Raw genomic sequence first — 21,397 nt, 5'->3', positions numbered from 1 at the left:
AATAGCATTTGTGATTTTTTATTAATTGCCAAATTCTAATGATGCTAGTCTGCAAAAATAATTATACATTTATGTTTTTAGATGTATATGCAACCACTAATTTTTACATCTATTTAAGTTAAAATAAAACACAGAATCAAATAGCACAAAAATGAAAGAAAAATCAGGAAAAATACAAGATCTGATCGATAAAAAATTTATAGAAGAACGCAGTGTATTTCTTTGGGGTCAAGTAGACGACAAGTCTGCCAAACATGTTATTGACCGACTAATGTACCTGGATATGATAAGTAATGATGAAATCAAATTATATATAAATAGCCCTGGTGGATATGTAACTTCGGGATTTGCTATGTATGATACGATAAAAAGTTTAAAAAGTCCCGTTTCTACTATATGTACCGGGTTAGCAGCATCTATGGGGTCTATTCTTCTAAGTGTTGGAGAAAAAGGACGTAGGTTTATACAACCTCATGCAAAAGTAATGATTCATCAACCTAGCGGTGGTGCCAGAGGTCAAGCTTCTAATATTGAAATTCAGGCTACAGAAATTGTTAAAACGAAAGAATTAAGTGCTCAGATTTTAGCCGATAACTGTGGTCAGGACGTTGAAAAAGTTCTAAAAGACTTCAATCGTGATTATTGGATGGATGCAGAAGAATCTTTAGCATACGGAATTGTAGATGGAATTGCAGAATAAATCTTATTTATAATTTTCAGAAAATAGTATTGTATAAAATTGCCGTATGAGAAGAAAAGATTTTATTAGTATAAGTTCATTAGCAATGGTTGGAATGTCATTACCAATCTTTGCAATGAAACAATCTAATTTTTCTACGGCAGATTTGATGGGAAAAAATAATCCTCCGCTTTTTGGTGACGGTTATCGCCTTAGGAAGCAAGCACATGATGCTTTTCTAAGAATGAAAACTGAAGCACTAAAAAGCGGATTTGATATCAAAGTAGTTTCTAGCTATAGAAATTATGCGCATCAAAATCGAATATGGGAAGGTAAATATAAAAGGTTTACCACTCAAGGATTATCTCCTCTCAAAGCAATCTCAAAAATCATAGAATATTCTACTATACCTGGCACATCCAGACATCACTGGGGGACGGATATCGATATCGTCGATGGGAGTGCCAAGCAACCCAAAAACTTACTATTAGCCAAACATTTTGAAGAAAATGGCCCGTTTTGTAAATTTAAAGAATGGTTAGATCTACACGCTGCCGATTTTGGTTTTTTTCTGGTATATACAGATCGTATAGACAGAAAAGGTTTTAAATACGAACCTTGGCATTACTCCTATGCTCCTCTCTCTATACCTATGCTAAAAGACTATCTAAAACTAGATATAGCCTTGGAGTTAAAAAAAGCTAATCTACTGGGGGATGCTCATATCACAGAAAACTTTATAAAACAATATATTAAAGATAATGTATTGGACATTAATCCCAAATTATTACAAAACCCGTAGGTTTTATATACTAAAACGGTTGTAATTCAGTTATTTAATAAAAAACCCCTTTCTATGAACAATTCTATGGTTAAATACCTATGTATCATGCTACTTATATGTGGTATTGTATCCTGTACCAAGGATAATGATACAACCCCTGAAGATGAAAACCTTGTTACCACCTCCCCCGAAGAAGCTCTTATTACCAGTGAAATATTAAAACTTGTAAATGAATATAGAGCAGAAAAAAAATTAGCCGCCTTAGCATCAAATGAAATAGCCGATCAATTAGCAATAGAACATACACTATATATGATTGCTCAAAAAAAAATTAGTCATGATGGTTTTTCTGAAAGAGGAGATGAGTTAAGAGCGCAAGTAAATGCTTCTGGTTTTGCCGAAAATGTAGCAAGTCATTATCGAGATGCCGCCAGTGTTGTTAACGCCTGGATTGAAAGTGATGGGCATAGAGAAAATCTCGAAGGTAATTATACCCATATAGGTATCGCCGCTATTAAAGATGACGATGGAAATTATTATTATACACAATTATTTTATCTATAAACCTACCGCGCTAACTCAACTATGCTGTGGTTAGCACTAAAAGCCCGTTTTGTAATTCAAAACGGAAGCCTCTAGTGGTTGCTTACTAAAAAGTGTTATTTACATTTTATTAGTAAGCAACTTTTATATTTACTAACTTTATATTTGACTTTTTAATCATAAATTAATTTATTGATGAGACGTGGTGGTTTAAAAATTAGAATTTTGATAGGTATAGCTATTGTTGCATTTGCTTTTATTAAGAAATGCAATAATAAAACCTTAAACCCTTACACCAACAAGGTACAAAACATAAATATGACCAGTGATCAAGAGATTGCAATAGGTCTACAAAGTGCTCCCGAAATGGCACAGCAACACGGTGGACTATATCCTGATCAAAAGCTACAAAGTTACATTGATATGATAGGTAATAAACTTGTAAATTCTAGTATGGCAAAACAAACACCATATAGATACGAATTTCATTTATTAGCAGACCCTAATACAATTAATGCATTTGCACTCCCTGGTGGTCAAATATTTATTACCTATGCATTGCTATCCAAACTAGAAAATGAAGATCAGGTAGCAGGTGTTTTAGGTCATGAAATTGGTCATGTATTAGGAAGACACTCTGCAGAACGAATTGCTGAACATGAATTTTGGAAAACCATATCTACGGGAGCTTCTGTAGGAGCTGATATGGGAGGGTTAGTTAATGGTATAGGAAAAAATGTACTTTTGGGTAATGGTCGTGGCGACGAATTAGAAAGTGATAAATTAGGGGTGTTATTCATGATTAATGCTGGATACAACCCTGAAGAAATGATCGATGTTATGAAAGTCCTTAAGGCAGCAGCGGGTCCCAATAGAACTCCAGAGTTTCAAAGTACCCATCCCGACCCAGATAATAGAATAGAAAAGATTAGAGAAGCTATTAGAGAATATAGTAAAAACTAAAGAAAATTGCGTTAGCTTTTATAATAAAAAAAACCATTAGCATAGTACATATTCTAACGGTTTTTTCATTTTGACAAAATGTTATATTATTAACATTGAAGGATTTATAGGTTACTCTGTAAAAATACAAAGCTATTCTCAAAAAAACATCGGTAATTGTATAAACGGCACATATTAGTACATAAAAGTACGTTTTGAGTGTATTAAGTGTTATTACGCATAAAATATATGGTTAAAACACAAAATAAAAACCCACCTACCATTTTAAATTGGCAGATGGGTCCTAAACATTACTAAATTAATCCTACAGTTATTCTATTAAGACAATTCTTCTAAAAGTGCTATAGCTTCTTTTGCATTAGAAATTTTTGCAAATTTCATAGCATTAAAACCTTTACTATCTCTTGTCTTAACATTAGCTCCTTCTTTAACAAGTAGCTTAATAATTTCGATACGATTATGACGTGCGGCATACATTAATGGTGTCATACCATGAGATTTTTCATTTACGTCATTTCCTAGTTCGATCATTTTTTTGACAACTTCAAAATCCCCTTTTATAATAGCCATACAAAAAGGAGTCGTTTTAGTAGTCACTTCATAATCTAATGAGCTAGTAGTCTTCAAATTTACTTCTGATGCAAAACTTACAGAAGTAACACAAATAGCCATTAAAATGGCAAAAACAGTTTTTTTCATAATGAATTCGTTTTAAAATTATTTTGATTGATACTTATAAGACATCAAACTGTAAGTAACTGTTACACTATTTTTGATTATATAACAGATTTTTAACTTTTAGAGTTTTTAGTAAGAAATCCTATAGAAAAATAAAACATTAACGAATTAAAATAATTATAAAAAAAAAACCGCTTTCTAATTAGTAAACATAGAAAGCGGGCGACCATAGGTTAAGTATGGTACATTCGGGGTTTATTTTTTCTTAAGCTCTTTTAAGAATACAATGATATCATTTGCATGAGATAATTCTGCATAATTCATAGCATTATACCCTCTAGCATTTCTGGATTTTATTCTTGCGCCATTAGCTATTAAAAGTTTGGCTATTTCAACCTTGTTATGTCTAGCGGCATACATTAAAGGAGTCATCCCATGAGAATATCCATTTACTTTAGAGCCAAGCTCTATCATCTTTTTAACCATTTCATAGTTTCCTTCGACTATAGAAATACAAAATGGCTCAACGTTGGTAATTTTGGTTTTGGTTACCTTATAGGTGTTTAATTTTTCATCTACTGGATCTCCAGCAAAACTAAAACTAACTACCATACACATTACTAAGATTGATAATTTTTTCATTGTTTTTTTCTTTCGTTTAATTTTAATGATTTGTGTAAGTCATTTTTTGACGGCGCAAATAAATTGCATAATTCACACATAAAAGCCTCAAATCCTTAGAATAACTTAATTTTAACCTTATTAACGTGATTGCGTTAATAATTTCACAAAAATTATCTTTTTATACAACATTTTAAAAAAGACCATTTACTCGCATATAAGCTAATAGTTTTGTGCGCTTATAAGCGATGTTGTACCTTTGGCGTTTCTGTATTTCTTTTAAGAATATTCTTAAAAAATAACGCCAAGTAGTACAAGATATATGAATAAGAAAGTAATTCTAATGATTCTCGATGGATGGGGTACTTCTCCAGATCCTAAAGTATCTGCTATTGACCATGCAAATACTCCGTTTATAGATAGCCTATACACAAAATACCCTACAGCTTCTCTTCGAACAGATGGTTTACACGTTGGTTTACCCGATGGGCAAATGGGAAATAGTGAGGTGGGTCATATGAATTTGGGTGCAGGAAGAATTGTATATCAAGATTTAGCAAAAATTAATCTGGCTATAGAAAATAATACTTTAAAAGACGAATCTGTACTAACAGCAGCTTTAGAGTATGCAAAAAGTAACAAAAAAAATGTTCATTTATTAGGTTTAGTAAGTGATGGAGGCGTACACTCTCATATCAATCATATTAAAGGTTTACTAGATGTTGCTCATTCTTTTGGTTTAGAGGATGTATTTTTACATGCTTTTACCGATGGACGGGATGTAGATCCTAAATCAGGAAAAGGTCATATTAAGGACATACAACAACATATGTCAAAAACCACCGGTAAACTTGCTTCTATTATTGGGCGTTATTATGCAATGGATAGAGATAAAAGATGGGAACGTGTAAAATTAGCCTATGATTTATTAGTGAATGGAATTGGAGAAAAAAGTACAGACCCTCTTGCTAGCATACAAGCTAATTATGACAAAGGTATTACAGACGAATTTATTAAACCTATTTTTGTAAACGAAAATCAAACAAAAGCAACAACCATACAAGAAGAAGATGTAGTACTATTTTTTAATTTCAGAACTGATCGTGGGCGAGAATTAACAGAAATGCTTTCTCAAAAAAATATGCCCGAGTATGGTACACAAAAAATGCCTTTGCATTATGTTACTATGACAAACTATGACGAAAATTTTAAAAACGTAAACGTCATTTATAATAAAGATAATATTACTCAAACTCTGGGAGAAGTGTTGTCAAAAGCTGGAAAAAAGCAAATTAGAATAGCCGAAACAGAAAAATATCCTCATGTAACTTTCTTTTTTTCAGGAGGACAAGAAGTTCCTTTTGAAGGCGAATCAAGGATTCTGAGAGATTCTCCAAAAGTAGCTACTTATGACCTAAAACCCGAAATGAGTGCATACGAGCTAAAAGATGCTTTATTACCCGAGTTACAACAAGGTAATCCCGATTTTATTTGTCTCAATTTTGCCAATGGTGACATGGTAGGACATACAGGAGTTATGGAAGCTGCTATCAAGGCTTGTGAGGCTGTAGATCAATGTGTAAAAGACATTGTTACGGTTGGGTTAGAAAACAATTACACCACAATTCTAATCGCCGATCATGGTAATTGTGAGACAATGGTTAATCCTGATGGTTCTCCTCATACTGCCCACACCACTAATCCTGTACCAATAATTTTAATTGACAAAGATCAAATCCCTGTAAATGATGGTATTTTGGGAGATATTGCTCCAACCATACTAGACCTTATGAAACTGGAGAAACCGGCTGCAATGACACAAAATTCGTTAATTAGCCAAATTAAAAATAAATTGAATCATAAAAAAGATGAGCCTGCTTCTATATAATACTCATCTTTTTTATGTTCTCACTCAAATTAAATGATATACTTAACACATTAATACTTATTATTGATTAATAATTAACTAATTGACACTCTATCTACGTAATGCATATCGCGATGCACTTGGTAGGGTTCTTAAAAACATTAACATCTCAAAACTTAACTTAAAAATGGGGTATAAATACTTCATGACTTACTATTTTTAGGATTATATACTTAAAGTTACGAGAGTAAAGAGGTTGGATTTAAAAAAATTAGGTGTGCAAATTATTACTATCGTTCAAACACCTATATACCCTTCGATAAAGAAAATAAACATTTTACTCAATTTTCATCTTTTCTCAATTCGTAGCGCTACTATGAAGTACAAAAAACACTTGAATTAATTAAAAAATCCTCATTTTTCGTATGAATCAAAAAAGTTTAAACCAGTTCATAGTATATTCGTAAACACCTAATTTTATGAATACCATGAAAAATGTAACCTTTATTATTTTATCTATATATTTTTTTTCTTGCGCCAGTAGCACTATAGTTACTAATGACAATACTAAAACAACTACCGAAAAGACAACTAACAAAACATCTTCTGCAATTTCTGGTGTCCAAACCCAACCAAAGATTTTGGTAGGAAAACAAGATCGAAAAGCATTAGAGCAAGCGCCTTATAGCAAGTGGTTTAACACGAATTACAAAGAATACAAAGTCGACACAAAGACTGTAGAACAACTAAAACCTTATCTAAAAGGCATTACTATAAAAGCTTTTATGGGAACATGGTGTAGCGATAGTAAAAGAGAAACGCCTACTTTTTATAAAATACTAGATCAGGCAAATTACGACTACAACAATCTAGAGTTAATTACTGTAACTCGTACAAAAGATACTCCAAAAGGGTACGAAAAGGGATTAGACATTGTTAGAGTACCTACTTTTATTTTTTATAAAGACGGCAAGGAACTGGGAAGGTATGTAGAATTTGCCAGAGAAACGCTTGAAAAAGACATGCTAACGATCACATCTGAGAAACCATATAAGCATTCCTACCAAGATTAAGGTTATTCTTTGTAAATTTGCCTTCTCGAATTTTGAACAGTTTATTAGCATATGATCATTACCAAAACACGTGAAGAGATAGAATTAATGCGAGAAAGCGCATTGATCGTATCCAAGACCCTAGGAATGCTGGCATCAGAAATCAAACCAGGTGTAACCACATTACAGTTGGATAAGCTAGCAGAAGAGTTTATTAGAGACCATGGTGCGGTCCCAGGTTTTTTGGGATTGTATGATTTCCCTAACACATTATGCATGAGTCCTAATGCGCAAGTGGTTCATGGTATCCCTAACAATACACCGTTGCAAGAAGGAGATATTATTTCTATTGATTGTGGTGCTCTTAAAAATGAGTTTTATGGCGATCATGCCTATACCTTTGCTGTTGGCGAGATTTCTTCAGAGGTAGAACGTTTATTGCGTATTACAAGAGAATCTTTATATGTAGGTATTGCCCAATTTAAACTAGGAAATCGCGTGGGTGATGTGGGATATGCGATTCAGAAATTTACCGAAGAAGCAGGATATGGTGTTGTTAGAGAGTTGGTAGGACATGGTCTTGGTCGTACAATGCATGAAGATCCCGAAATGCCAAATTATGGTCGACGAGGAAAAGGAAAAAAATTCTTAGAAGGTATGGTGGTAGCCATCGAACCTATGATTAATATGGGAACGCATCGCATCAAACAATTACAGGATGGATGGACCATTTTGACAAAAGATGGACAACCAAGTGCACATTTCGAACATGATGTAGCTATTATTGACGGACAACCCGAGATTTTATCTACATTTAAGTACGTACACCAAGCGTTAGGTATTGAGTCTGATGAAGAAGATGCTTTTAGACAAGAAATGTTGACTATATAGTAATTACAAACGAATATATAATTTGTATCTGTAAATGATTCTTGAGGTAAGCTCAAGAGGCATATAACAGAGAATGATTTTTAGAGTTACGAAGTAAGCTTCGAAGTATTAAAACTAAAATCTCGCTAAAAAAGTGGGATTTGTTCAATTATCTATTTTGAATGCCTTGCTGCACAACTTTTCAAAACAGAGTTTCACTAATAAAATCAAAGTAGTACGTTGTAAATCTTAAAGGTTTCTTCGTTTTTCTAACAATTAATCATGAAAAAACTCTTTAAATTCATATTAAATACGGTACCAAGACCTCTTTTAATTCGATTGAGTTATTTGATACGCCCTATAATTTCTTTTTTTCTAAAAGGAAATACTTATATGGATCCTATAGATGGAAAACGTTTTTCAAGATTTCTGCCATATGGGTATGGTAAGCAAAGAACCAATGTACTTTCTCCTTCTACGCTTTCGCTAGAACGTCATAGATTACTTTGGTTGTACCTTAAAGCAGAAACAAACTTTTTCACCACCCCTGCAAAGGTTTTGCATTTTGCTCCAGAACAAGCATTTTATAAAAGATTTAGAAAGTTATCGCATCTAGACTATACTACAACAGATCTTAACTCTCCATTAGCTGATGTAAAGGCCGACATATGCAACCTCCCTTTTGCAGATGATACCTATGATATTATTTTTTGTAATCATGTATTAGAACACATCCCAGACGACACCAAAGCCATGCAAGAACTCTATAGGGTATTAAAACATGGTGGTATGGCAATTTTACAAATCCCTCAAGAATTAGATCGAGAAATCACCTTTGAAGACAATACCATTACTGATCCTAAAGAGAGAGCTAAAATTTTTGGTCAATACGATCATGTTAGAGTATATGGTAGAGATTATTTTGAAAAGTTAAGGGCTATTGGTTTTAAAGTAGATGAAGTAGACTATACGGCTGTTTTATCTCTCGAAGAAGTGAAAAGATATTGTCTGGCTCCTGGAGAAATACTACCAGTTTGCTACAAACATTAATCATTAGAAAATCCATTTACAGCAAGCGTTTGTAACTGTTTTTGATCATCTTCATAAATAAGGTACGTTTTTAACTCTGGATGTGATTTCAAAAAGATTTTTGCTTGCTCTAGTCCCATTGACATTAGCGCCGTAGCGTATGCATCGGCATCCATACATGAGGCTGCAAGTATTGACACACTTAATAGCTTGGACTTATGAGGATATCCTGTTTTGGCATCAAGAATATGAGCATACCGATTACCTAAGTCATCTACTTTATATTTACGATAACTACCCGATGTAGCCATAGCCTCATTCTGTAGAGAAATTACTTTACTATAGGACTGTGTATCGTCAAAATTAGGGTCCTCTACCCCTATTCTCCAAGGTTTTTTCTTGGTTAAATTACTTCCTTTTCCACGAATCTCTCCTCCTATTTCTACCAAATAATTTTCAATACCTTTTGCTTCTATAAAGCTAGCAAAAACATCTACAGCATATCCTTTTGCCAACGCATTAAAATCGATATAAGTTTCAGGATGACTTTTGACAATTTTACTTTCTATTAATGCAACTTTATCCAAACCGACAGAAAGCATCAAACTATCGATTTTTAAGCTATCTAACGACGTTATTTTACCTTCTGGGCCAAAATCCCATGCATTTACCAAAACACCAATTGTGGGATCAAAAGCCCCATTGGTTGCCACGTGTATCTTCTTAGAAGCTTTAAATACATTTTTAAAATGCTCATCTACTGTAACCCTAGTATCTCCTTTATTAATTCTGGAAATATCTGAATTAGGCATGTATGTAGACATAGAGGTATTTATAACATCTATGATGCTATCATAAGAAAGCTTAAAGTCTATTTCTTCCTTCGCTATAAATTGGGCAGAAAAAGTAGTTCCAAAAGCTTCTCCTTTCACATAATTGAGGTATAATTTTGTTTCTTGTTTACAAGAAACAAGCACTATTAAAGCAGCAATAACAACGAAATTCTTAACCATTTTTATTTAATTTAAATGAGTTTCTATAACCTGAAGACCTGCATATTCTAGGATATATTCTTCATTAAGTAATATCGGTTTTCTAGGGTCTTGAGAGTTTTGTAGTCCTACTCCTGCATAAAACACTTTTGCCTCTTGCTCTCTTGCGTGTTTCTTAAAAGACTCCATCCAAACCATATCATAATTATGAGGATTGTCTGGATACGAAATTGCCTTTACCAACACGAAGTAACGCTGATTACTTTTATCAATACAAACAAATTGAGGGTGTTTTCCTAGGGTGCTGTTGATAGCAATAAACTCATACCCTTTTTCTTCTAATTCTTTCCCTACAATGTTCATTGCAAGGTTATGCAGTTCTTGTTTGGTAAGTATTCTTGTCATAGCCTGCAAAGATACTATCTAAAAAGTAAATTATAAACTATTTAAATCGTATAAACAATGCCTTATCAAAATAATAACTTGGTGTATCTACAGGGTTATTTTCATGAAACACATACCATGGAGAAGTCTCTGTATTTTCGAAATTTTTCAGCAGACAAACACTTTGTGCAGGGGTATTACCTTGCGCTAACAGGTACATTTTTGTTCCCTCTTCATTTATAATCTCATCAACAATGATCTCTATATGACCTGGAGTTCCTGGTTTAACAAGCATATCACCTATTCGAATATCTTTAATTGCTACTTTTTGAAGCTCATTATACATTGACAATGTCCCTGCATAGGTATATATCAAATTTAGATATTTATAAAAATTAGGTTTTGAGTGATTGGCTGTAGCAGTTTTATGAAAGGTTACTTTATTTCCTTTAACCTTTGGTCTAAATCCAGCTGCATATTTTTTCCAGGAACAATAATGACCAGATGTAAACTTAAATCCAATCTCATCTTTTCTATTAGCATTCCAAAGGTATTCTGATCGTATTCTCATAAGTGCATCGGCGCACTGTTGAAGCCCATTTGCTGGCACTGGCACTTCTAGAATAGCCTCATGCCAATGTTGTGCAAAATATTCACTATCGTCATAGTTAATGATTTTACTACCATAAGGTTTTAGTTTATAGTTACGTAAATATTCTGCAAAAGTACCACGATCATAAGCTACTCTTTGATACCCTTCTGGAACCATCACCCGTGTAACAATAGAATCACCTTTTGTGTTTATATAATCAGGTTTAACCACTGCATTCACCACCACTCCTTTTACCTGATTAGCCACTACGGCTCCCGTTCTGGTTTTCTTTAATAACACTACAATGGTTATTGCAATTATCAGGGATAAAATATATTTTTTCATAGTTTTAATAGTATCATTTTATACAGTATCTGAAACTAACACTCCAAGAAATCCCTCCAATATATGCTTAATAACTATAAATATACCTTACAATACTATCAATTTATTACAGTATTATACACCTACTCTTGCAAGGATATCACAATGGATTTATATTCAACTAATTTGTCCTTATAATTTGCTTCTATTTTACTTCCATAATTAACCATCCAGGAAGAACCAAAGTCTAATTGTTTCAAATCAATATTTTTGGTATAAAATCCACTTGTAGGATCCTTCCCTTCTTTATCATCTTTATCTACTACAAAATGAACTGCTTCAACAAGTGAATAATACATATTTCCGTCATCTATTTCAGATTTTTTTACACTTTCTACAACTTTTACTAATTTATTAGGATTCTTTTTATACGGAAGATATTTTTCGTTTTTTTCCTCTTTATTAATTACAAAAAACTCTCCATAAGAATTAAAAAAAACGTCCATTTCAGCAACAATAAATTCCTCAATACCTTTTTTTGTATTAAACCCGTATTTAATAGTATTAATAGGTATCGAGATATAAGAATATAAAATCCTTCCAACTGGAGCCAATTTTTCGTCTTTATATTTAATCTCTGAGAAAAAATAATTTTCAATTTTACGTATCGACTGTTTATATTCCTTACTTACTGCTTTCCTATTTAAAAGTTTTAATGAATAATCATTTTTATTGAATGCCAATTCAAAATTAAGATATTCTATCTCAGGCAATACATTTGCAATATTTTTATATGCATACCATGTTAATGTATAACTTGGATTTCTATATTTAACATTAATGATATAGGCTTCATCTGTCTCGCTTTTTACATCTATAATTGTCTTAGAACTTGAAACTTTACTATGTACACTATCTTTTTTTCTTATGATTTCTTTTTCTTCTTTTAAAAAAACCTTATGATCTCCGATTGTCCACTTTGGAATAAACTTTTTTTTCAAATCTTGCCCATTTACAAAAAAGCAGATGAATAAACTAAAAAATAAAGTTCTTATTATGTGTATTGATTTCATACGTATTCTTAATTTTTAAATGTTAAACAAAACTAAAAAAACCAACACATAAACATGCATCGGTTTTTAAAATCTTATTGATCATTATCGTTGGTTTACCCGCCAAAATCATCAAATCTTATATTCTCATCTGGAATCCCGAAATCTTCACCCATTTTCTGAACAGCCTTGTTCATTAATGGTGGTCCACAGAAATACAATTCTATATCTTCTGGAGCATCATGATGATTTAGGTAATTATCAATAACACAGTTATGAATAAACCCTACAAATCCATCACCTTCTGTATCGTCTATATCTTTTTTAACTTTCCAGTTATCTTCTTCTAATGGTTCTGAAAGTGCCAAATAAAACTTGAAATTAGGGAAATTCTTCTCTAGGTCATAGAAATGGTCTAAGTAGAATAGTTCACGCTTAGAACGTCCTCCGTACCAATAAGTTACTTTTCTTCCCGTTTCTAAAGTTTTGAATAAATGATACAAGTGAGAACGCATTGGTGCCATACCGGCTCCTCCTCCTACATACAGCATTTCTGCTTCAGATTCGTTAATAAAGAATTCTCCGTAAGGCCCAGAAATCACCACTTTATCACCTGGTTTTTGAGCAAAAATATAAGACGAAGCAACTCCAGGGTTTACATCCATCCATCCATTTTTAGCTCTATCCCATGGCGGAGTAGCAATACGTACATTAAGCATTATTTCTCTTCCTTCTGCTGGGTAAGAAGCCATAGAATACGCACGCTCTACAGTTTCTGTGTTTTTCATTACCAAAGGCCACAATCCAAATTTATCCCATTCTGCCTGAAACTTATCTGGTGTTTCGTGCTCTTCTGGGTGTGCCGTAATATCAATATCGGCATATTTAATCTCGCACTGAGGTATTTCTATCTGTATATATCCACCTGCTTTATATCCCATATCTTCTGGGATACGTACAACGAATTCTTTAATAAAAGAAGCTACATTATAATTTCGTACTACTTCTGCTTCCCATTTTTTAATTCCGAAAACTTCTTCAGGAATTTCGATATTCATATCCTGCTTTACCTTTACCTGGCAAGCCAAACGAGCACCATGTTGTAATTCTTTTCTAGAAAAGTGAGGTGTTTCTGTTGGTAGTGCTTCTCCTCCACCCTCTAATACGTGACATTCGCACTGGATACAGGTTCCACCGCCACCACAAGCTGATGGTAAAAATATTTTTTCGTTACCTAAAGTCGATAAAAGTGTACCTCCAGAGGCTACTTCTATTTCCTTTTCTCCATTAATCTTAATCTTTACAGGTCCCGAAGGAAGTAACTTATCTTTTGCAAATAACAAAATCCCTACTAAAACAAGAATCAGCACCAAAAACGAAATTATGGTTATCGCGATTGTTCCACCGGTAGATGCTAAAAATATCATATTATTTAAGTATTGTAACGTTAGTATTTTCGGCTACTTTCTTTGTAGTCTTTTCTTCTTTCTCTGTTTGTACAGTCTTAGCTTCTTTTTTCTCTTCTTCCTCTCCACCTGTTAACATTCCACCAAAACTCATAAATCCAATGGCCATTAATCCAGTAAGGATAAATGTAATCCCTAATCCACGAAGTGGTGCAGGCACGTTAGAGTATCTAATTTTTTCACGAATCGCAGCAATCGCAAGAATTGCTAAAAACCATCCGATTCCAGATCCTATACCATAGACTGCTGCATGAGAAATGGTAGCAAATTCTTTCTGTTGCATAAATAATGACCCTCCTAATATTGCACAGTTTACAGCAATTAGAGGTAAAAATATCCCTAACGAATTATATAAAGAAGGTGAGAATTTTTCTACTATAATCTCTACTAATTGCACCATAGTTGCTATGGTAGCAATAAATAATATAAATGTTAAAAAGCTTAAATCATAATCTGCATATTCTGGTCCCAACCATACCAATGCTCCTTCTCTAAGGATATACTTATCTAATAAAAAGTTAAGTGGTACTGTAATAGCCAATACGAATATAACGGCAGCCCCCAAACCAACGGCGGTAGATACCTTTTTTGATACAGCCAGGTATGAACACATTCCTAAAAAGAATGCGAATACCATATTATCTATGAAGATTGATTTTAAAAATAATTCTAAATATTCCATTTTTTTATCAGTTTTAGTTGAAGGTTGACGGTTGATAGTTTACTATACAACTATCAGCCAGCAACTGTGAACTCTCTAGTGATCTTCTATTAATGCTTTATTTCTACTTCTTTGAATCCAAATAATGATTCCCACAGTAATTAAAGCCATCGGCGCTAATACCATAAAACCATTATTCTCGTATCCGATAGCATACAATCCGGTTTTCTCGATAGGATCTCCTAATACTTTTATTCCGAATAAGGTTCCTGACCCAAGTAATTCTCTAAAGAATGCCACGATAATTAATAGTACTCCGTAACCAGCAGCATTTCCTACACCATCTAAGAATGATTTCCAAGGACCATTACCTAATGCAAAGGCCTCGAAACGTCCCATAATAATACAGTTAGTAATAATCAAACCAATAAATACCGAAAGCTCTTTACTTAATGTATATGCAAATGCTTTTAGTACCTGATCCACTATAATTACTAATGCAGCTACAACAACAAGTTGTACAATAATTCTAATCTTAGATGGAATGATATTTCTCATTAAAGAAATAACGACGTTCCCAATTCCTAATACAAAAATTACCGAAATAGCCATTACAATTGAAGGTTTCAATTGTGCTGTAATCGCCAAAGCCGAACATATCCCTAATACTTGAATAGTAATTGGATTATTATCTGCTAGAGGATCTGATAACAATTTCTTGTTTTTCTTAGAAAACAAAGGCTCTTTAGGTTCTTTAGCTTTCACTTTTTCTTCTGTTACTTCAGCCATCTGTTATTTTTTTAAAGTTTCGAAATAAGGTTGATACATTTTGATGCCTTTCTTTACCATTACCGTAACACCATCACCAGTAATTGTTGCACCTGCCATAGCATCTACTTCATTATCTGTTTTATCCTCATTCTTAGGATCAGCATTTCCTTTCTTTACAGTAATTCCTTTGTAAGTTCCTGATGCGTCTAATATACTTTCGCCTATAAAATCATCTCTAAAATAAGCCTCTTTTATATTAGCTCCTAATCCAGGAGTTTCTCCTTTATGATCAAAAAATGCTCCTTTAACAGTTTTAAATTCTTTATCCAAAGAAACATATCCCCAAATAGCATCCCAAAGTCCATTTCCTCTCATAGGAACGACGTAAAACTCTTCTCCATCTTTCTTTCCTATAAACAAAGGCATTTTTCTTTGATAATTTGCATCTTGCTTTATCTTATCATTCTCTTTCTTTACTTCTATATCAAATGCTTTAGAAGTTTTCTCTGCTTTGCTACCAACAATAATATATTGTTGATCTCCTACATATTGATCAAACAACTCTTGTGCTTTTTCTGCAGGAACAAACTCATTAGGGTCTTCTGCATCCGACACTCCCATAGCAAAAAGTATGTTTTGTTGTTTTTCTGTACGCTTATTCGCATCGATTTTCTCTTTAAGAGAAGATGCTGTAAAAGCTAGCAACGAACCAACCACTACCACCATAGCTACGGCAAAAATGATTGTATATGAATTTTTATCTGTATTAATTGCCATGATTACGCCGTTTTTAATTTTAAACGTTTCATTCTTTTCTTAATATTTCCTTGTACCACATAATGGTCGATAGTTGGTGCAAACACATTCATTAGAAGAATGGCAAGCATTACTCCTTCTGGATATGCAGGATTGAAAACTCGAATCAGGATTGATATAAACCCTATAAGAAATCCATAAATCCATTTCCCTTTATTGGTCTGTGATGCAGTTACTGGGTCTGTTGCCATAAAGACAACTCCAAATGCAAATCCACCAATAAGTAGATGATGCCAGAATTCTGTACTCATTAATCCGAAGAACTTGCTTCCTTCTCCTATCCATCCCGAGCTTACTACTCCATTAAAAATTAGTCCCATTACCAAGGCTCCAATAGTAGCACTAAGCATGATTCTCCAGCTTCCTATTTTTGCAAAAACAAGGAACAACCCTGCCAATAAAATTAAAATGGTAGAAGTTTCGCCTACAGAACCTGGTATAAATCCTAAAAACATATCTGAAACACTATACTTAACTTCTGCTCCCTGGGCAAGGCTTCCTAAAACTGTTTCTCCAGAAATTGCATCTAATTGTGCTCCTCCTGCTATTTCATTGGCTCTTTCTACCGCTCCATGCACCCATACTTTATCTCCTGACATCCAGGTAGGATAAGCAAAGAATAAAAATGCACGTATAGTAAGTGCAGGGTTAAGAATATTCATCCCTGTACCACCAAATACTTCTTTACCAATTACAACTCCAAAAACAACCGCTACTGCCAACATCCAAAGTGGCGTATCAATAGGTACAATAAGAGGCACTAACATCCCTGTAACAAGGTAACCTTCTTCTACTTCGTGTTTTTTGATAGTTGCAAAAATAATTTCTACTGTAAGTCCTACTACATAAGAAACAACGACTAACGGAAGTACTTTCCATAATCCAACAACCAAATTATCGAAAGACCAGAATACTGAGCTAAAAAAGCCATTACTCACTGCTTCGATTTCACCAGCTGCTAGGTGATGCTGATATCCTGCGTTAAACATTCCAAATATCAGACATGGCACCAACGCCATAATAACGGTATTCATGGTACGTTTCAAATCATCTACAGCTCTAATATGTGCTCCAGAATGAGTTGTTTCGTTAGGCATATACAAAAAGGTATGAATTGCATTGTATGCAGCAGACACCTTTGTATCTTTATACTTAAGTTTTAGTTTATGTAATTTATCTTTTAATCCCATAGCACTATCCTATTTCTTTTAACATTAAGTCCAACCCTTCTCTTATAATTTTTTGATGTGGTTGTTTAGAAACACATATAAATTCTGTTAGCGCAAAATCTTCGGGCGCTATTTCATACATTCCTAATTGCTCCATCGCATCCAAATCATTTACAGCACATGCCTTAAGCAATTGCAATGGATAAATATCAAAAGGAAAAACACTTTCATAGCTTCCTGTAACCACAAAAGCTCTGTGCTCTCCGTTAGTATTGGTATTTAAATCATATTTTTTATTGGGGAACAACCATGAAAAAGTAAATGCTCTTGAGGGAGATATTTTATCAAAAACTGGTTTATTCCAACCAAATAATTCGTAATCATCTCCTTCTGGTATCACAGATATGGTATTATGATAATACCCTAAATGACCATCTGGTTTTACATTGTCGCCGGTAAGCACATCACCACTAATCACACGAATATTACCTTCATCATTTACCCCAGAAGAATACACTACAGAAGCTACCTCGGCTCCTATTTTTGTTCTAAAGTATTTAGGTGTTTTTACCGATGAGCCTGCCAATGCAATAATACGTTCTGCATTATATTTTCCTGTCAACAACAGTTCTCCTATAATAACAAGATCTTGTGGGCTAACTACCCATACAATCTCTCCTTTGTTGATAGGATTGATTTGAGCAATTTGCACACTTACGTTTCCTGCAGGGTGAGGCCCTGATACTTTATGCACCTTACTATTATCTAACCCGGCTAATGGAGAATTTCCATTTTTACCAACAGAAACATGTACTTCTCCCTGGGTCAACTTGCTTAATGCCGTTATTGCAGTCTGAAGCTCTTTCTCTTTTCCTTGCAATACATAATCACTCTCTGCTGCCAATGGAGCTGTTGAATACCCAGAAACAAAAATTGCTTTTGGTGCCACATCAGGATTTGCAACTACATCATAAGGGCGTTGTTTTATAAAAGGCCAACAACCAGATGACAGTAAATGAGTCTTTATCTCATCACCGTTCATTGCATTTACGTCCTTTACTCCATAATCTGCATATTGTTGTTCCTTATCCGCAAGAATTTTGAAAGCCAAAATCTTTCTCTTTGCACCGCGAATAATTTCTACAATTTCTCCACTAACGGGAGAAGGGAAAAGTAAATTTTCATTGGATTTTGAGTGAAAAAGCGGTTCACCAGCTTTAACTTCTGTCCCTTGTTTAGCAACAACTTTAGGGATAATACCGTGAAAATCGTCAGGCTTAATTGCGTAAACATTACTTCTTGTAGCATCGGCAGTAACTTTTTCTGCCTCTCCTACCAGATTAATGTCCAAGCCCTTTCTGATACGAATGTCTTTTGACATATTTGTAGTCTATGTTAATTAACTAAAAAAATCGTGCAAATTTACTAATTAAAACACGTAAGTGAAAGCTGGTTTTGTTATAAGATTTTTATTTATATTCGTTCTAAATAATAAACCAACGTCGACTTATTCAATCAAAAAAAATCCAAACAACAATAAAATATGTAGATAAGCTGTTCTCATTATTCACCCTAATGAGTGCTTTTTACTTATATTTACCCTCGATAATTATCTTACAATGCTTAAACGATTAAAACAAATAGCACTCTTTTTATGTATCGTAATTCCTGTTCATTCATTTGGGCAGTCTGATCATTCTGAAAATATAACTGCAGCACATATCAAAACCATACAAATACATACAGGTGAAAAGTATGCAGGAATACCTCTCTTAAAACTGGGGAAACCCTTAAGAATTTCATTTGACGACATAAATGGTGATGAAGCAGATTACTATTATCGAATAACACATCATAACTTTGACTGGAGCCCCTCTGTTTTATACAAAAATGAATATCTAGACGGTTTTGACGAAATTAGAATTATAAACTACGAAAATTCTTTCAACACCCTAAAACTCTATAGCCATTACAACCTGAGTCTCCCAAACGAAGACACGAGAGGTTTTAAGGTTAGCGGTAATTATAAGTTAGAAATTTATGACGATGATGATGAAGTTGTTCTCACAAGAAAATTTATTATTTACGAGCCTTTAACAACTGTAAAGGTATATATAAAAAGATCCCGAAATCTAAAATATATTGACTCAAGACAATCGGTTCAATTTGAAATAGATTCTAAGGACATTATAAGAAACCCCAGACAGAATATAAAAACATTAGTATTACAGAATAATGATTTAAAAAACGCCATTACCAATTTAGTTCCTCAATTCACTATAGCCAATACATTAGTATATAAATATGATCAAGAATCTTCTTTTGGAGGCGGAAATGAATATTTATCATTTGATAGTAAAGATGTAAGAGCCTCTACGGTTAGTACTCAAAGTATCGAATTAAAAGATTTGTACAATAATTACTTATACCCAAATATAGTTCGGTCAAATAGAAGATATACTTATAACCCAGATATAAATGGAAGTTTTGTTATTCGAAATCTAGATGCTGAAGACAATACTACTGAAGCTGATTATGTTTGGATGCATTTTGTTTTAAAATGTTATGAATCCATTGGCGATGGTCAAATTCACTTATACGGAAATTTCAACAACTTTACTTTAGACGATTCTACAAGACTTTCTTATGACGAAGACAGTGGTTTATATTATACCAAAAGATTATTTAAACAAGGGTTTTACAATTACAAATACGTACTTTTAAAACCAGATAATACCATTGATTATGGTTTTATTAGCGGTGATTTTGACGAAACCGAAAATGAATATACCGTTATCCCCTATTACAGAGCTCCAAATTCACGTTATGATCGAGCCATTGGCAAAGGAACCGGAAACTCTGCCAACATCACTAATTAAATATCTTTTTAGCCCTATTCTTAACTAAAAACCTTCTTTTAATACAATACAAAAAGTAAACCAGCATATATGGGCATGAAAGACCAAGAAAGGTTTTTAAAAAAATACAGAGGAAACGAATGCCTTAATTGTGGTGTTCCTTTAGATATTATTGACAAATATTGTCATAATTGTGGACAAGCTAATACCACAAAACGACTTTCTTTTAAAGATTTTTTTAGTGAGTTTTTTGCAAGTATTTTCTCATATGACTCAAAGCTTCGACATACTGTAGTTGCCTTACTTTTTAAGCCCGGAAAAATATCCAAAGAATATATCGAAGGAAAAAGAATAAAATACTCTAACCCCTTTAGGTTCTACCTTAGTGTATCTATTATTTTCTTTATCATAAATGGTATGTTTATAGACTTTGACTACATGTCAAATCAATTAAATACTAAAGAAGCTAATACATTAAAAAAAGAGATTAAAACAACATCCAATAATGAGATCAATAACTCAGAAGAATCAATTTTCACACCTTATCTTACTTCTAAAGAAAACACATCTCCTGTTTATTATTCAGAAAGTCAACTAGACACCATGAGCGGTTTTGAAGATTTTAATAATCGTTTAAAAACATACACCAGGTATTACAAAAAAACGAATGAACTCTCTCCTGAAACCGCATTAGACAACCTGGGGCATGAAAAAAACTGGTATAACAAGTATCTTTATAAAAGAAGTTTAAAAACATATAAACTAAGTGACAATCCTATTGCTTTGTTCGAATTTGTTTTTAACAAACTTCCTTTTATCATTTTCTTTTTCTTACCTTTTTTTGCAATAGTCCTTTGGATATTTTATTTCAGAAGGTCATTTACCTACATGGAACATCTAATATTTACTTTTCACACCCAAACCATGTTCTTTTTTTTGATAGGAATCTCGTACCTAATAGATGAAATACTAGGTAATGAAACTGCTTTTCACATTGCGATAGTTACTTTTCTAATCTATCTATTTATTGCAATGCGTAAGTTTTACCAACAAAACAATGGTAAAACATTTTTTAAATTTATTTTCATTAACCTATCCTTTATTATTCTTGCGGGGATTGGATCAGTCCTAATCCTTGTAGGGTCTATTTTTATTTTTTAAAACAACCTCAACTCACCTTCAACACAATAAATCAATAAGTTACATCCAAAATAATAGTTAATTCC

At 33.3% G+C, this 21,397-nt stretch carries 22 protein-coding genes; 10 read left to right on the top strand and 12 right to left on the bottom strand.

The features are described from left to right. Positions 1 to 151: 151 nt before the first annotated feature. The 4 genes from ABW636_RS15530 to ABW636_RS15515 all read left to right on the top strand — a co-directional run bounded on the left by ABW636_RS15530 (position 152) and on the right by ABW636_RS15515 (position 2,969). Positions 152 to 700, top strand: a complete 549-nt coding sequence (locus ABW636_RS15530; RefSeq protein ID WP_367590980.1) for a ClpP family protease — start codon at positions 152 to 154, stop codon at positions 698 to 700. A gap of 46 nt (positions 701 to 746) precedes the next feature. After that, entirely contained in the window at positions 747 to 1,481 is a 735-nt protein-coding gene (locus ABW636_RS15525; protein WP_367590979.1) for a M15 family metallopeptidase, read from the top strand. Positions 1,482 to 1,568: 87 nt separating this feature from the next. Then, positions 1,569 to 2,027, top strand: coding sequence for a CAP domain-containing protein (locus ABW636_RS15520; RefSeq protein ID WP_367590978.1), 459 nt, complete (start codon positions 1,569 to 1,571; stop codon positions 2,025 to 2,027). 174 nt (positions 2,028 to 2,201) lie between these two features. Next, positions 2,202 to 2,969: a M48 family metalloprotease gene (locus tag ABW636_RS15515; protein WP_367590977.1), complete on the top strand. Its 768-nt coding sequence runs from the start codon at positions 2,202 to 2,204 to the stop codon at positions 2,967 to 2,969. A 318-nt stretch (positions 2,970 to 3,287) separates the two neighbouring features. Here ABW636_RS15515 and ABW636_RS15510 read toward each other — a convergent pair whose 3' ends face one another. Together ABW636_RS15510 and ABW636_RS15505 are read right to left on the bottom strand one after the other, a co-directional pair. After that, entirely contained in the window at positions 3,288 to 3,668 is a 381-nt protein-coding gene (locus tag ABW636_RS15510; RefSeq protein WP_367590976.1) for an ankyrin repeat domain-containing protein, read from the bottom strand. Between the two features lie 234 nt (positions 3,669 to 3,902). Continuing rightward, on the bottom strand, positions 3,903 to 4,289 hold the full coding sequence (locus tag ABW636_RS15505; protein WP_367590975.1) for an ankyrin repeat domain-containing protein: 387 nt from the start codon (positions 4,287 to 4,289) through the stop codon (positions 3,903 to 3,905). A 301-nt stretch (positions 4,290 to 4,590) separates the two neighbouring features. Between ABW636_RS15505 and gpmI the strand changes: the two genes are divergently transcribed. The 4 genes from gpmI to ABW636_RS15485 all read left to right on the top strand — a co-directional run bounded on the left by gpmI (position 4,591) and on the right by ABW636_RS15485 (position 9,107). After that, entirely contained in the window at positions 4,591 to 6,156 is a 1,566-nt protein-coding gene (gene gpmI / locus ABW636_RS15500) for a 2,3-bisphosphoglycerate-independent phosphoglycerate mutase (RefSeq protein WP_367590974.1), read from the top strand. A 458-nt stretch (positions 6,157 to 6,614) separates the two neighbouring features. After that, a complete protein-coding gene (locus ABW636_RS15495; protein WP_367590973.1) occupies positions 6,615 to 7,208 on the top strand; it encodes a thioredoxin family protein in 594 nt (197 codons plus the stop codon). Between the two features lie 51 nt (positions 7,209 to 7,259). Next, the gene (map, locus tag ABW636_RS15490; protein WP_367590972.1) at positions 7,260 to 8,078 is read left to right on the top strand and encodes a type I methionyl aminopeptidase; all 819 of its coding nucleotides are present in this window, start codon (positions 7,260 to 7,262) and stop codon (positions 8,076 to 8,078) included. 261 nt (positions 8,079 to 8,339) lie between these two features. Beyond that, positions 8,340 to 9,107 (top strand): methyltransferase domain-containing protein, encoded by a 768-nt coding sequence (locus ABW636_RS15485; RefSeq protein WP_367590971.1) that lies wholly within the window; start codon positions 8,340 to 8,342, stop codon positions 9,105 to 9,107. Here ABW636_RS15485 and ABW636_RS15480 read toward each other — a convergent pair. The 10 genes from ABW636_RS15480 to ABW636_RS15435 form a co-directional block, all read right to left on the bottom strand. Then, complete coding sequence (locus ABW636_RS15480) at positions 9,104 to 10,099, bottom strand: FAD:protein FMN transferase (protein WP_367590970.1); 996 nt, start codon at positions 10,097 to 10,099, stop codon at positions 9,104 to 9,106. The genes ABW636_RS15485 and ABW636_RS15480 overlap by 4 nt on opposite strands. 6 nt (positions 10,100 to 10,105) lie before the next feature. Then, positions 10,106 to 10,483, bottom strand: a complete 378-nt coding sequence (locus ABW636_RS15475; RefSeq protein WP_367590969.1) for a DUF8840 domain-containing protein — start codon at positions 10,481 to 10,483, stop codon at positions 10,106 to 10,108. A 37-nt stretch (positions 10,484 to 10,520) separates the two neighbouring features. After that, positions 10,521 to 11,399, bottom strand: a complete 879-nt coding sequence (locus tag ABW636_RS15470) for a DUF4846 domain-containing protein (protein WP_367590968.1) — start codon at positions 11,397 to 11,399, stop codon at positions 10,521 to 10,523. 122 nt (positions 11,400 to 11,521) lie between these two features. After that, positions 11,522 to 12,379: a hypothetical protein gene (locus ABW636_RS15465; protein ID WP_367590967.1), complete on the bottom strand. Its 858-nt coding sequence runs from the start codon at positions 12,377 to 12,379 to the stop codon at positions 11,522 to 11,524. Positions 12,380 to 12,546: 167 nt separating this feature from the next. Next, positions 12,547 to 13,857: an NADH:ubiquinone reductase (Na(+)-transporting) subunit F gene (gene nqrF, locus ABW636_RS15460; RefSeq protein WP_367590966.1), complete on the bottom strand. Its 1,311-nt coding sequence runs from the start codon at positions 13,855 to 13,857 to the stop codon at positions 12,547 to 12,549. 1 nt (position 13,858) lies between these two features. Beyond that, on the bottom strand, positions 13,859 to 14,578 hold the full coding sequence (gene nqrE, locus ABW636_RS15455; protein WP_367590965.1) for an NADH:ubiquinone reductase (Na(+)-transporting) subunit E: 720 nt from the start codon (positions 14,576 to 14,578) through the stop codon (positions 13,859 to 13,861). A 75-nt stretch (positions 14,579 to 14,653) separates the two neighbouring features. Beyond that, on the bottom strand, positions 14,654 to 15,346 hold the full coding sequence (locus ABW636_RS15450; RefSeq protein ID WP_367590964.1) for an NADH:ubiquinone reductase (Na(+)-transporting) subunit D: 693 nt from the start codon (positions 15,344 to 15,346) through the stop codon (positions 14,654 to 14,656). 3 nt (positions 15,347 to 15,349) lie between these two features. Further along, positions 15,350 to 16,105 (bottom strand): Na(+)-translocating NADH-quinone reductase subunit C, encoded by a 756-nt coding sequence (locus ABW636_RS15445; protein WP_367590963.1) that lies wholly within the window; start codon positions 16,103 to 16,105, stop codon positions 15,350 to 15,352. Between the two features lie 2 nt (positions 16,106 to 16,107). Beyond that, on the bottom strand, positions 16,108 to 17,334 hold the full coding sequence (locus tag ABW636_RS15440; RefSeq protein ID WP_367590962.1) for an NADH:ubiquinone reductase (Na(+)-transporting) subunit B: 1,227 nt from the start codon (positions 17,332 to 17,334) through the stop codon (positions 16,108 to 16,110). Between the two features lie 4 nt (positions 17,335 to 17,338). Continuing rightward, complete coding sequence (locus ABW636_RS15435; protein ID WP_367590961.1) at positions 17,339 to 18,694, bottom strand: Na(+)-translocating NADH-quinone reductase subunit A; 1,356 nt, start codon at positions 18,692 to 18,694, stop codon at positions 17,339 to 17,341. Between the two features lie 238 nt (positions 18,695 to 18,932). Between ABW636_RS15435 and ABW636_RS15430 the strand changes: the two genes are divergently transcribed. Both ABW636_RS15430 and ABW636_RS15425 read left to right on the top strand, forming a co-directional pair. Beyond that, entirely contained in the window at positions 18,933 to 20,192 is a 1,260-nt protein-coding gene (locus ABW636_RS15430) for a type IX secretion system plug protein (RefSeq protein WP_367590960.1), read from the top strand. A gap of 75 nt (positions 20,193 to 20,267) precedes the next feature. Then, positions 20,268 to 21,332, top strand: coding sequence for a DUF3667 domain-containing protein (locus tag ABW636_RS15425; RefSeq protein WP_367590959.1), 1,065 nt, complete (start codon positions 20,268 to 20,270; stop codon positions 21,330 to 21,332). Positions 21,333 to 21,397 lie beyond the last annotated feature (65 nt).

The organism is Aquimarina discodermiae (assembly GCF_040786235.1).
Classification (GTDB): Bacteria; Bacteroidota; Bacteroidia; order Flavobacteriales; family Flavobacteriaceae; genus Aquimarina.
The sequence above is the reverse complement of the archived record's forward strand: the minus strand, read 5'-3'. Positions and strand labels throughout refer to the sequence as shown.

Coding starts and splice junctions, on each gene's coding strand:
- ABW636_RS15430 (WP_367590960.1), top strand. CDS start 18,933: ATGCTTAAACGATTAAAACAAATAGCACTCTTTTTATGTATCGTAATT.
- ABW636_RS15425 (WP_367590959.1), top strand. CDS start 20,268: ATGAAAGACCAAGAAAGGTTTTTAAAAAAATACAGAGGAAACGAATGC.
- nqrF (WP_367590966.1), bottom strand. CDS start 13,857: ATGATATTTTTAGCATCTACCGGTGGAACAATCGCGATAACCATAATT.
- ABW636_RS15440 (WP_367590962.1), bottom strand. CDS start 17,334: ATGGGATTAAAAGATAAATTACATAAACTAAAACTTAAGTATAAAGAT.
- ABW636_RS15520 (WP_367590978.1), top strand. CDS start 1,569: ATGCTACTTATATGTGGTATTGTATCCTGTACCAAGGATAATGATACA.
- ABW636_RS15530 (WP_367590980.1), top strand. CDS start 152: ATGAAAGAAAAATCAGGAAAAATACAAGATCTGATCGATAAAAAATTT.
- ABW636_RS15450 (WP_367590964.1), bottom strand. CDS start 15,346: ATGGCTGAAGTAACAGAAGAAAAAGTGAAAGCTAAAGAACCTAAAGAG.
- ABW636_RS15445 (WP_367590963.1), bottom strand. CDS start 16,105: ATGGCAATTAATACAGATAAAAATTCATATACAATCATTTTTGCCGTA.
- ABW636_RS15480 (WP_367590970.1), bottom strand. CDS start 10,099: ATGGTTAAGAATTTCGTTGTTATTGCTGCTTTAATAGTGCTTGTTTCT.
- ABW636_RS15475 (WP_367590969.1), bottom strand. CDS start 10,483: ATGACAAGAATACTTACCAAACAAGAACTGCATAACCTTGCAATGAAC.
- ABW636_RS15510 (WP_367590976.1), bottom strand. CDS start 3,668: ATGAAAAAAACTGTTTTTGCCATTTTAATGGCTATTTGTGTTACTTCT.
- ABW636_RS15495 (WP_367590973.1), top strand. CDS start 6,615: ATGAATACCATGAAAAATGTAACCTTTATTATTTTATCTATATATTTT.
- ABW636_RS15470 (WP_367590968.1), bottom strand. CDS start 11,399: ATGAAAAAATATATTTTATCCCTGATAATTGCAATAACCATTGTAGTG.
- gpmI (WP_367590974.1), top strand. CDS start 4,591: ATGAATAAGAAAGTAATTCTAATGATTCTCGATGGATGGGGTACTTCT.
- ABW636_RS15525 (WP_367590979.1), top strand. CDS start 747: ATGAGAAGAAAAGATTTTATTAGTATAAGTTCATTAGCAATGGTTGGA.
- ABW636_RS15505 (WP_367590975.1), bottom strand. CDS start 4,289: ATGAAAAAATTATCAATCTTAGTAATGTGTATGGTAGTTAGTTTTAGT.
- map (WP_367590972.1), top strand. CDS start 7,260: ATGATCATTACCAAAACACGTGAAGAGATAGAATTAATGCGAGAAAGC.
- ABW636_RS15435 (WP_367590961.1), bottom strand. CDS start 18,694: ATGTCAAAAGACATTCGTATCAGAAAGGGCTTGGACATTAATCTGGTA.
- nqrE (WP_367590965.1), bottom strand. CDS start 14,578: ATGGAATATTTAGAATTATTTTTAAAATCAATCTTCATAGATAATATG.
- ABW636_RS15515 (WP_367590977.1), top strand. CDS start 2,202: ATGAGACGTGGTGGTTTAAAAATTAGAATTTTGATAGGTATAGCTATT.
- ABW636_RS15485 (WP_367590971.1), top strand. CDS start 8,340: ATGAAAAAACTCTTTAAATTCATATTAAATACGGTACCAAGACCTCTT.